This is a genomic window from Janthinobacterium sp. CG_23.3 (assembly GCF_046115965.1).
Classification (GTDB): Bacteria; Pseudomonadota; Gammaproteobacteria; order Burkholderiales; family Burkholderiaceae_D; genus Janthinobacterium.
Genome location: NZ_JBJXIB010000075.1, coordinates 1 through 11,866 on the forward strand (window position 1 = coordinate 1; position 11,866 = coordinate 11,866).

Genomic DNA, 11,866 nt, shown 5'->3' on the forward strand with positions numbered 1-11,866 from the left:
CCCCCCCCCCCCCCCCCCCCCCCCCCCCCCCCCCCCCCCCCCCCCCCCCCCCCCCCCCCCCCCCCCCCCCCCCCCCCCCCCCCCCCCCCCCCCGGACCGACCGCCGCACCAATCGCTGCAGGAGGCATGTTTTGACTTACCTCATTGATCGTCGTTTGCAAAGCAAGAACAAGTCCGCGGTCAACCGCGAGCGTTTCTTGCGTCGTTACAAGAGTCAAATCAAGGATGCGGTGGGGCGCGCCATCAAGGGCCGTTCGATCACCGACATTGAAAACGGCGAGAAGGTCTCGATCCCCGTCAAGGACGTCGGCGAGCCCTCGTTCGGCCACGCCCACGGCGGCGTGTGGGAAACCATCAATCCCGGCAACAAGGAATACCAGAAGGGCGACCAGGTCGCCCGGCCCAAGGGCGGCGCCGGCGCCGGCCGCGGCAAGGCCGGCAATAGCGACCAGCTGACCGAGGACGACTTCATCTTCGAGCTGTCGCGCGAAGAGTTCATGAACTACTTCTTCGAGGACCTGGAACTGCCGCACATGGTCAAGACCCAGTTGACCGCGACCACCGAGTTCAAGAACCAGCGCGCCGGCTACAATATGTCGGGCACGCCGTCCAACATCCACGTGCTGCGCTCGCTGCGCGGGGCGCTCGGGCGGCGCATCGCCGTCGGCGGCAGCTCGCGCAAACGGGTCATCGAGGCCGAGCGCGAACTGGCCGAGATCGTGCTGCTGGGCGCCCCCGACGACGACGAGCGCGTGCTCGAGCTGCGCCGCCTGATCCACCACCTGCACACGCGCCTGCTGGCGATCCCCTTCATCGACCCGTTCGACCTGCGCTACAGCAACCGCATCAAGGTGCCCAAGCCGATGACGCAGGCGGTGATGTTTTGCATCATGGACGTCTCCGGTTCGATGGACGAAAGCCGCAAGGACACCGCCAAGCGCTTCTTCATCCTGCTCTACCTGTTCCTCAAGCGCGCCTACGACAAGATCGAGGTGGTGTTCATCCGCCACCACACGGCGGCGGCCGAGGTCGACGAGAACGAATTCTTCAACTCGCGCGAGTCGGGCGGCACCGTGGTCTCGTCGGCGCTGCACCTGCTCAACGGCATCCTCGAGGAACGCTACGGCGTCGGCCAGTGGAACAGCTACGTGGCGCAGGCCTCGGACGGCGACAACTGGGACAACGACTCGGTGCTGTGCCGCCAGTTGTTGATCAACACCATCCTGCCGAAGGTGCAGTACTACACCTACGTCGAGATCACCGACGGCCCGCAGCAAAACCTGTGGGAGCAATACACCCAGGTGCACGACCACCACCCGCACTTCGCCATGCAGAAAATCGTCACGCCGGCCGACATCTATCCGGTGTTCCGCGAACTGTTCAAGAAGCAGGTCAAATAATGAACATGATGACAAAGAAACCGCCGCACCCGCGCGCCCTGCCCGAGCAGTCCGAATGGACCTTCGAGCTGATCGAGCAGGCGCACGACGAAATCCGCCGCGTCGCCGCCGGTTTCGGCCTCGACACCTATCCGAACCAGCTGGAAATCATCACCGCCGAGCAGATGATGGACGCCTACACCTCGGTCGGCATGCCGGTCTCGTACAACCACTGGTCGTTCGGCAAGCACTTCCTGTCGACCGAAAAAAGCTACAAGCGCGGCCAAATGGGCCTGGCCTACGAGATCGTCATCAATTCCAACCCCTGCATCGCCTACCTGATGGAGGAAAACAGCCTGACCATGCAGGCGCTGGTGATCGCCCACGCGGCCTACGGCCACAACTCCTTCTTCAAGGGCAATTACCTGTTCCGCACCTGGACCGACGCCGAGGCGATCATCGACTACATGGTCTTCGCCAAGAACTACATCAGCGAATGCGAACAGCGCCACGGCGTCGACGCCGTCGAAACCCTGCTCGACTCCTGCCACGCGATCCAAAACTACGGCGTCGACCGCTACAAGCGCCCGGCCAAGCTATCGATGGCCCAGGAAAACGCCAAGCAAAAGGAGCGCGAGGCCTACGTGCAGTCGCAAATCAACGAACTGTGGCGCACCGTGCCGCGGCGCGACGAGGAGGAGGTCAGCAAGGCGGCGCCGCGCTTCCCCCCCGAGCCCGAGGAAAACCTGCTGTACTTCATCGAAAAATACGCGCCGCTGCTGGAGCCGTGGCAGCGCGAGATGGTGCGCATCGTGCGCAAGATTTCGCAATATTTCTACCCGCAGCGCCAGACCCAGGTGATGAATGAGGGCTGGGCCACGTTTTGGCACTACACCATCCTCAACAAGTTGTACGACGAGGGCGTGGTGCGCGACGGCTTCATGATGGAGTTCCTAAAGAGCCACACCAACGTGGTCTACCAGCCGCCCGTCACCAGTCCCTACTACAGCGGCATCAACCCGTACGCGCTGGGTTTCGCGATGATGACGGACATCCGCCGCATCTGCGAACACCCGACCGACGAGGACCGCGTGTGGTTCCCCGACATCGCCGGTAGCGACTGGCAAAAGACGCTCGACTTCGCCATGCGCAACTTCAAGGACGAGAGCTTCATCGCCCAGTACCTGTCGCCCAAGCTGATCCGCGAGTTCCACTTCTTCGCCGTGCTCGACGACGACAAGAACGAAAAGCTGGCGATTTCGGCGATCCACGACGAGGCCGGCTACCGCTACGTGCGCCAACAGTTGGCCGAGCAGTACAACCTGGGCAACCGCGAGCCGAACATCCAGGTCTGGTCGGTCAACACCCGCGACGACCGCGCGCTGACGCTGCGCCACACGCAGTTCCAGCGCCGGCCGCTGAGCCAGCAGGCCGAGGAGGTGCTCAAGCACGTGGCGCGGTTGTGGGGCTTCGATGTCCACCTCGACACCGTCGACCCGAACGGCAACGTGCTCAGCACCATCGATTGCAAGCGCGAAAAGCGCGCCCGCAACGCCTAGCCCCGCCCCCGCATAGATAAACGCTATATCTATATATATGCGGGCCGGCAACGCCGCCAATCAAACCGAGGCACGGAGCAGGGGCCGGACCCACGGGGTCCGGCCCCGGTTTTACGCCTCTGGTTTGCCGGTTTCGCCACCGCCCCCCTGCCGAACGCCGCCGCCGGTTTGACTTTACGCAAACAAACCGACGATTCCCCGGCGCCGTTTGCCCCGCCGAGGCGCCAACGGCGCCCGCGCCGCGCGCCGAGCGGCCGCCACGCCCGCCCCCGTTTATACAGTGGGCGACGCGGTCCGCCGCCCTTTTCGGCCGCGACACCACCCCCGCGCACGCTCATCCGTGCAAATTAAGCATTATTTTTGTCATACGAGTATAGTCAAGCACAGTAGCAAACTGTATCAATTCGACCGAAAAAGTTAATGAAATGCAATAAATGCCACAGAATTTGACGGCCATCCGGCCACTTATCGGCAAATTAAATTCTGCTATTTGAAGGCATGGAAGAACTTACTGGCTTTAGCACCAAAGTGGTACCAATTTGTTGTCAATTGATCTATTTATTTCCACCAGAAAGCCTTGTCAAAGCAGCGCCAAAACACGGCCGGAAGCCCTGAAACCATGCGAAATTTAACCGGTTTTAGACGTTAAAATTCTATGTAAAATAAAGTATTCGTATGTATAATTCGCCGACGTCCCGGATGGCGACAGCAGCATTTTGGCGTCATTTAGGGGTTCAGTTGCAACAAAAGAGTTGGTATTGGAGAAAGCAGGCATGAATTTTTCGAACGAGAAGAGTACCGGGAAAAACTTTACAGGAATCACTGTAGTTATCCTGCTGCATGCCCTGGTCGCCTACGGGATCGTAACCGGCTTGGGTAAGCGTATGGTCGCAAAAATGACTGACGCTGTGGAGACCACAATTATCGAGGAAGTCAAACCGCCTCCGCCGAAAGACCTTCCACCGCCACCGCCACCGCCGGAAATGAAAGCGCCCCCGCCGCCATTCATTCCGCCAGTCGAAGTGAACGTACAGCAACCACCGCCGCAACAGAACGTGATCGCCGTCACCTCCACGGCCAAGCCAGCTACCACCGAGCTGGCCCGTCCCGCGCCACCCGCGGCGCCGGCAGCCCCCCCGGGCCCGGCCAAAGGGGTGACCGTTGCAGCCGTCGCCGACATGAATACCTGCGCCAAGCCAGAGTATCCAAAGTCGTCGGCCCGCAACGAAGAGACCGGCACCGTGACGTTGTCGTTCTTAATTGGAGTCGATGGACGCGTTGCAGATTCCAAGATTGCAAAGTCGAGCGGTTTCCGCGATTTGGATAAAGCCGCCGTGAATGCGATCGGCAAATGCAAATTCAAGCCGGGCATGGTCGACGGCAAGCCGGAACAAGCCTGGATGCAAATGCAATACGTTTGGAACCTGGAATAAACCCGGGATAGCGGTATAGTCCCACACTGAGATTTCGTTGCCATTACGTTCAGCGATCTGATTATTTTAAATTTTTGGAGGAAGCATGTTTAAGAATACCCGTCTGTCCGCTTTTTTTGCCGCGGTTCTGCTGTCCGTGAGCGCCGCCATGGTCGCCGCACCAGCCTTCGCCGACGCGCCAGCATCGGCAGCCGCCTCGGCTCCAGCAGCAGCGCCGGTTGACGCCGCGGCGGCAGCGCCCGCGCCGGCCGCGGTAGAAGGTGCAAAAGCGCCGGCGACCGAAGAAGTGCACAACCCGTTCGGTCCTGAAGCGGTATGGAACGAAGGCGGTTTCGTGCCGCGCGCCACGCTGATCCTGTTGTCGCTGATGTCGATCGGTAGCTGGTACATCATCGTCACCAAGCTGATCGACCAAATGAAAATTTTCAAACAATCGAAAGAGACCTCGGCCAAGTTCTGGAAAGCGCCGTCGATCGCCGCCGGTTCGGCCATGCTGAAAGAAGGCAGCCCGTTCCGCTTCATCGCCGAAACCGGCACCAAGGCAACGGCCCACCATGACGGCGCCCTGCTGGAACAAATCGACCTGTCGACCTGGGTGACGATGTCGATCCAGCGCGCCGTCGAAAAAGTCCAGTCGCGTTTGCAAGACGGCCTGTCGTTCCTGGCTACCGTTGGTTCGACCGCACCGTTCATCGGTCTGTTCGGTACCGTTTGGGGTATCTACGGCGCGCTGACCAACATCGGTATGACCGGTAACGCGTCGATCGACAAGGTCGCCGGCCCGGTCGGCGAAGCGCTGATCATGACCGCCTTCGGCCTGTTCGTCGCCGTTCCTGCTGTTCTGGGTTACAACTGGTTGGTTCGCCGCAACAAATCGGCCATGGAAGACGTGCGCTCGTTCAGCGCCGACGTCCACTCGGTACTGATCTCCGGCGCCATGTCGACCAGCGAAGCTGGCCGCGCTGCCGGCGCTAAAAAGATTGGATAAGAATCATGTCGATGTCAGTCGGCTCCGATAGCGGAGAAGAAGACCAAGTCATGTCCGAAATCAACACGACGCCGCTCGTCGACATCATGTTGGTTTTGCTGATCATTTTCTTGATTACGAGCCCCGTTGTGCTCAAGCTGCAGAAGATCACGCTGCCGCCGGAAATCAACCAGGCGTTGAAACCAAAACCCACCAACATCAACATCGTCGTCAACAAGGATGGTGAGATTTACTACAACCAGACGAAAATGCGGGATACGAATGCCCTGTTCGATATGTTGAAGGTTGAGTCGGTGAAGTCGCCGCAGCCGGAAGTGCACGTTCGTGGCGACCAGGACACGCGCTACGAGTTCATCGGCAAGGTTATCTTCACTACTCAGCGGGCTGGAATCCAAAAGGTCGGCTTCATTACCGAGCCGCCTGACAAGGCCTAACAGCGACAGCGGCCCCCGGCGCGTCTTGCCGGGGGCCCTGCCCAGCCTTGGGGCTGGCAATACGGGCCCCACAGCCAGTTGGACTTCTTAAAAGGAAACACCATGAGTATGAATGTCGGTTCGGGCAGCAGCAGCAACGCTGATCCGGAACCAATGATGGAAATGAACATGACGCCCCTCATCGACGTGATGCTGGTGTTGATTATCATGTTGATCATCACGATTCCTAAGCAAAACCACTCGGTGAACTTGAACATGCCGGTCGGCACCCCGCCGCCACCGACCAAGGAACCCGTGGTCGTGACGATCGACGTCGACTTCGACGGCACCATCCTGTGGGACAACCAGGTGATCCCCGATCGCCCGTCGCTGGAAGCAAAGCTGAACAGCGTGGCCGCGCAAGCGGACCAGCCGGAAGTGCATCTGCGTCCGAACAAACTGGTGTCGTACAAGGTCGTGGCCGGCGTGATGGCGTCCGCGCAGCGTCTGGGCGTGACCAAAATCGGTCTGGTCGGCAACGAACAGTTCCAATAAGCGTTCTGTCAGGATCTCTTATTTATTTACACGACACGGCAGGGTAACCCTGCCGTGTCGCATTCCACGAAAGAATTCCAATGTCCAAGTTTCGTCTCGCTCATCTCGGCCTGGTAATGGCCGCCATTGGTTTCACCGCAGCCACCCCTATGCTGGGCCTGGGCCCGGTCGCCTTCGCCGCCGACACGGTGCGCGCGGAAGTGGGCAAACCGCTGCAGGAAGCGCAACGACTGGTATCGTCGGGCAAGAACAAGGAAGCGCTCGCGAAACTGCGCGAAGCCGATAACGTCGGCGGCAAGACCGCCTTCGAGACTTACCAGATCGAGCGCGTGCGCGCCTCGGCCGCCGCCGCCTCGGGCGACAACGACGCCGCCATCAAGGCCTTTGAATTCGTCATCAACTCCGGCCGCCTGTCCGCCGCCGAAGCGCCCAAGTTCACCCAAGGCCTGGCCGGCATGTACTACCGCGCCAAGGACTGGCCGAAAGCCATCACCTGGATCAACCGTTCGCTGAAGGACGGCGAGAACGCGCAAATGCGCGAACTGCTGATCCAGACCTACTACGTCAGCGGCAACTACGCGGCCGCGGCCAAGGAATTGCAAGGCAGCGGACGCGGCGCCTCCGAAGCCCAGTTGCAAATGCTCGCCAACATCCAGCTCAAGCAGGGCGACAAGGCCGGCTACGTTAACACGCTGGAAAAACTCGCCGGCGGCTATCCGAAGACCAGCTACTGGGCCGATCTGCTGAACCGCGTGACCGGCAAGCCGGGCTTCTCCGAGCGCCTGTCGCTGGACGTGTGGCGCCTGAAACTGGTCAACGGCCTGCTCGGCAAGCCGGGTGAGTACATGGAAATGTCGCAACTGGCGCTGCAGGCGGGCAATCCGGCCGAGGCGCTGAAGATCGTCGACCTGGGCTACAAAAAGGCCGTGCTGGGCACCGGCACCGACGCCCCGCGCCACCAGCGCCTGAAAGACCTGGCCGTCAAAACGCTGGCCGACAACGCCAAGAACGCCGCCGCCGCGGAAGCCGAACTGCTCAAGAACAAGGACGCCGACGGCCTGGCCTCCCTGGGCTTTGCGCAAGTCAGCAACGGCGAGGCCGAAAAAGGCCTGGCGCTGATGAACCAGGCGCTCAAAATGGGCGGCCTGAAGCACGCCGACGAAGTCAAGCTGCACCTGGGCATCGCCTATTTGAACGCCGGCAAGAAATCCAACGCGCTGTCGACGTTCAAAACCGTGCAGGGCACGGACGGCGCCGCCGACCTGGCGCGCTACTGGGTGCTCAACACCAACCACCCGATGTAAAAGCCAACCGGGACAGACCACGTTTTTCGAGAAACTTTCTCGGAAATCGTGGTCTGTCCCCGGTTTAAAACGCCGCCCGCGTCCCCGCCGGCGGCGTTTTTTATCGTTTTGCCAGGCCGAATCGGGCGGCAAAAGCCGTTGCTGGTGTGAATCGCGCCAACTGTCCGTATAATCCTTCATTTGATCCACCATTTACCGATAGTATTTCACCAAGATTCCTATGAAGGTATTCCGCGGACTTCCCAACGCGCAGGCGCGAGCGCCCTGCGCACTGACGATCGGCAACTTTGACGGCGTCCACGTCGGCCACCAGGCTTTGCTGGCGCGCGTGCGCACGGCCGCCGACAGCCTGGGCCTGGAGGCGGCAGTGATGACGTTCGAGCCGCACCCGCGCGAGTTCTTCGCCGAGCGCGCCGGCGACCTGTCGAAGGCGCCGCCGCGCATCGCCAACCTGCGCGACAAGATGCAGTCCTTGTCCGACGCCGGCGCCGACCGCGTCATCGTCGAGCATTTCAGCGCCCACTTCTCGGCGCTGACGCCGCAGGAGTTCACCGAAAAGGTGCTGGTCGACGGCTTGCACGTGAAATGGCTGATGGTCGGCGACGACTTCTGCTACGGCGCCCGGCGCGCCGGCAACGTCGCCATGCTGCACGAGGCCGGCCGCCACTACGGCTTCCACGTCGAAACGCTGCCGACGGTGATGAACAACAGCCAGCGCATCTCCTCGTCGGCGGTGCGCGCCGCGCTGGCGGCGGGCGACTTCGTCCACGCCGAGCAGTTGCTGGGCCATCCGTACGCCATGTCCGGCCATGTGATCCACGGCCAGAAGCTCGGCCGCACGCTCGGCTTCCCGACGCTGAACCTGCGCGTGGCGCACCGCCCGGCGCTGGCCGGCATCTTCATCGTCCAGGTGCACGGCCTGGCCGCGCAGCCGCTGCCGGCCGTCGCCAGCCTGGGCGTGCGCCCGACCGTCGACGACGGCGGCCGGGTGCTGCTGGAGGTGCACCTGTTCGACTTCGCCCAGTCCTGCTACGGCAAGCTGGTGCGGGTGGAATTCCTGGAAAAGCTGCGCGACGAGGAGAAATACGCCGACCTGCCGACCCTGACCGACGCCATCACGCGCGACGCCGACGCCGCCCGCGCCTATTTCGCGCGCCGCGGCGGCGCCATCACCGCGACCGACCGAATTTGACGCTCACTCGTTCGCGCGGAGCCGCGCCACCGTCCAGCACCGCGCATTGACGCCGCGCATTGACATTGATACACCGACACACCGATATTCATCTGAAGAAAAAATATGTCCGATAACAGCACCCCCGTCACGCCGAAACAGCAAAAATCCAAGAAGCCCGAAAGCAAATACCCGGTCAACATGACCGAAACGCCGTTCCCGATGCGCGGCGACATGGCCAAGCGCGAGCCGCAATGGGTCCAGCAATGGCAGGACAAGAAAATCTACCAGCGCATCCGCAAGGCCGCCGCCGGCCGCCCCAAATTCATCCTGCACGACGGCCCGCCGTACGCCAACGGCGACATCCACATCGGCCACGCGGTCAACAAGATCCTCAAGGACATGGTGGTCAAGGCCCGCACCATGGCCGGCTTCGACGCGCCCTACGTGCCGGGCTGGGACTGCCACGGCATGCCGATCGAGATCCAGATCGAAAAACTGCACGGCAAGAACCTGCCGACCGCCGACGTGCTGACCAAGGCGCGCGCCTACGCCACCGAGCAGGTGGCGCGCCAGAAGGCCGGCTTCATCCGCCTGGGCGTGCTGGGCGAGTGGGACAACCCCTACCTGACCATGGCGCACGGCAACGAAGCCGACGAGCTGCGCGCCCTCGGCAAGCTGCTGGAAAAGGGCTATGTCTACCGCGGCCTGAAGCCGGTCAACTGGTGCTTCGACTGCGCCTCGGCGCTGGCCGAGGCCGAAGTCGAATACCAGGACAAGCGCGACCCGGCCGTCGACGTCGGCTTCTCCTTCGCCGAACCGGCCAAGCTGGCGGCCGCCTTCGGCCTGGCCGCGCTGCCGGCCGACAAGGGCTTTATCGTCATCTGGACCACCACGCCGTGGACCATCCCGTCGAACCAGGCGCTCAACGTCAACGCCGAAGTCACCTACGCGCTGGTACAAACCAGCCGCGACGGCCAGCCGCTGATGCTGATCCTGGCCGCCGACCTGGTCGAGTCCTGCCTGGCGCGCTACAAGCTCGAAGGCGCCGTCGTCGCCACCTGCCCGGGCGCGGCGCTCGAGGGCCTGCGCTTCCAGCACCCGCTGGCCGCGCGCGACGCCTTCTACCAGCGCATGTCGCCGGTCTACCTGGCCGACTACGTCACCACCGACAGCGGCACCGGCGTGGTCCACTCGGCGCCCGCCTACGGCCAGGAAGACTTTGTGTCCTGCAAAAACCACGGCATGAAGGACGACGAGATCCTGACCCCGGTCATGGCCGACGGCAAATTCGCCCCGACCTTGCCGCTGTTCGGCGGCATGACCATCTGGGAAGCGTCGAAGCCGATCTGCGCCGCGCTGACCGACGCCGGCGCGCTGTTCGAGGTGAAGATGTTCGACCACAGCTATATGCACTGCTGGCGCCATAAGACCCCGATCATCTACCGCGCCACCTCGCAGTGGTTCGCCGGCATGGACGTGACGCCGAAGGACGGCGGCCCGTCCCTGCGCGAGAGCGCGCTGGCCGGCATCGCCGCCACCAAGTTCTTCCCGGACTGGGGCCAGGCGCGCCTGCACGGCATGATCGTCAACCGGCCCGACTGGACCCTGTCGCGCCAGCGCCAATGGGGCGTGCCGATGGCCTTCTTCGTCCACAAGGAAACCGGCGCGCTGCACCCGCGCACGCCGGAACTGCTGGAGCAGGTCGCCAAGCTGATCGAAAAAGACGGCATCGACGCCTGGCTGCCGCTGGAGCCGAAGGACCTGCTGGGCGACGACGCCGACATGTACATCAAGAACAAGGACACGCTCGACGTCTGGTTCGACTCCGGCTGCACCCACGAGACCGTGCTGGGCGGCCCGGACGGCAAGGGTTCGCACGCGGCCCAGTCGCAGTTCCCGGCCGACCTGTACCTGGAAGGCTCCGACCAGCACCGCGGCTGGTTCCACTCCTCGCTGCTGACCTCGTCGATGCTGAACGGCCGCCCGCCGTACAAGGCGCTGCTGACGCACGGCTTCGCCGTCGACGGCGACGGCAAAAAGATGTCGAAGTCGCTCGGCAACGTGATGGCGCCGCAGAAAATCTCCGACACCCTCGGCGCCGACATCCTGCGCCTGTGGGTCGCCTCGACCGACTACACCGGCGAGCTGTCGATCTCCGACGAGATCCTCAAGCGCGTCACCGAATCGTACCGGCGCATCCGCAACACGCTGCGCTTCCTGCTGGCCAACACCTCGGACTTCGACCCGGCGCTGCACGCGGTGCCGGTCGCCGAGCTGCTGGAGATCGACCGCTACGCGCTGGCCAACATGGCCGCGCTGCAGCGCGAGATCGTCCAGCATTTCGAGGACTATGAATTCCACCCGGTGATCTCGAAGCTGCAAACCTACTGCTCGGAAGACCTGGGCGGCTTCTACCTCGACATCCTGAAGGACCGCCTGTACACCACCGCGCTGGCGTCGCCGGCGCGGCGCTCGGCCCAGACCGCGCTGTGGCACATCACCCAAAGCCTGCTGCGCGTGATGGCGCCGGCGCTGTCGTTCACCGCCGAGGAAGCCTGGGCCGTGTTCGCCAGCGCCGAGGCCTACGGCGCCAGCGACGAGACCATCTTCACCCAGACCTACTGGGAACTGCCGGCGGTGGCCGACGGCGCCGCCCTGCTGGAGAAATACGCGGCCCTGCGCGCGGTGCGCGCCGACGTCACCAAGCAGCTCGAAGACGTGCGCACCTCCGGCGCCATCGGCTCCTCGCTGCAGGCCGAGCTGACCATCAAGGCCGGCGCCGCCAAGTACGCGCTGCTGGCCAGCCTGGGCGAGGACTTGAAGTTCGTCTTCATCACCTCGCAGGCGAGCGTCGTGGAAGTGGCCGACGCGGCCGACGAGGGCGTCGCCGTGAGCGCCTCGACGGCGCCCAAGTGCGAGCGCTGCTGGCACTACCGGGCCGACGTCGGCAGCCACGCCGAGCACCCGACCCTGTGCGGGCGCTGCCACAGCAATCTGTTCGGTGCGGGCGAAAAACGCCGTTTCGCGTAAACTGCAATGCGCCACCCCGCCATCGCCGAGC

Annotated in this window: 9 protein-coding genes; all 9 read left to right on the forward strand. The window is 63.0% G+C overall.

Annotated elements, in window-relative coordinates; all coding sequences use genetic code 11:
• Positions 1–131: 131 nt before the first annotated feature.
• The 9 genes from ACFDR9_RS17280 to ileS all read left to right on the forward strand — a co-directional run bounded on the left by ACFDR9_RS17280 (position 132) and on the right by ileS (position 11,835).
• Entirely contained in the window at positions 132–1,400 is a 1,269-nt protein-coding gene (locus ACFDR9_RS17280) for a YeaH/YhbH family protein (protein ID WP_026133392.1), read from the forward strand.
• Complete coding sequence (locus ACFDR9_RS17285; protein ID WP_409031786.1) at positions 1,400–2,938, forward strand: SpoVR family protein; 1,539 nt, start codon at positions 1,400–1,402, stop codon at positions 2,936–2,938. Before ACFDR9_RS17280 ends, ACFDR9_RS17285 begins: the two co-directional genes overlap by 1 nt.
• Before the next feature lie 773 nt (positions 2,939–3,711).
• Complete coding sequence (locus ACFDR9_RS17290) at positions 3,712–4,371, forward strand: energy transducer TonB (RefSeq protein ID WP_035788961.1); 660 nt, start codon at positions 3,712–3,714, stop codon at positions 4,369–4,371.
• 85 nt (positions 4,372–4,456) lie between these two features.
• Positions 4,457–5,359, forward strand: coding sequence for a MotA/TolQ/ExbB proton channel family protein (locus tag ACFDR9_RS17295; protein WP_081611955.1), 903 nt, complete (start codon positions 4,457–4,459; stop codon positions 5,357–5,359).
• A 5-nt stretch (positions 5,360–5,364) separates the two neighbouring features.
• Positions 5,365–5,793 carry a biopolymer transporter ExbD gene (locus ACFDR9_RS17300; RefSeq protein WP_026133389.1) on the forward strand — a complete coding sequence of 143 codons (429 nt, stop codon included), beginning with the start codon at positions 5,365–5,367 and terminating at the stop codon, positions 5,791–5,793.
• Positions 5,794–5,895: 102 nt separating this feature from the next.
• Entirely contained in the window at positions 5,896–6,327 is a 432-nt protein-coding gene (locus ACFDR9_RS17305; RefSeq protein ID WP_026133388.1) for a biopolymer transporter ExbD, read from the forward strand.
• A gap of 80 nt (positions 6,328–6,407) precedes the next feature.
• The gene (locus tag ACFDR9_RS17310) at positions 6,408–7,631 is read left to right on the forward strand and encodes a tetratricopeptide repeat protein (RefSeq protein WP_409031787.1); all 1,224 of its coding nucleotides are present in this window, start codon (positions 6,408–6,410) and stop codon (positions 7,629–7,631) included.
• A gap of 220 nt (positions 7,632–7,851) precedes the next feature.
• Entirely contained in the window at positions 7,852–8,823 is a 972-nt protein-coding gene (locus ACFDR9_RS17315; protein WP_409031788.1) for a bifunctional riboflavin kinase/FAD synthetase, read from the forward strand.
• A 105-nt stretch (positions 8,824–8,928) separates the two neighbouring features.
• Positions 8,929–11,835 carry an isoleucine--tRNA ligase gene (gene ileS / locus ACFDR9_RS17320; protein WP_409031789.1) on the forward strand — a complete coding sequence of 969 codons (2,907 nt, stop codon included), beginning with the start codon at positions 8,929–8,931 and terminating at the stop codon, positions 11,833–11,835.
• Positions 11,836–11,866: the final 31 nt, after the last annotated feature.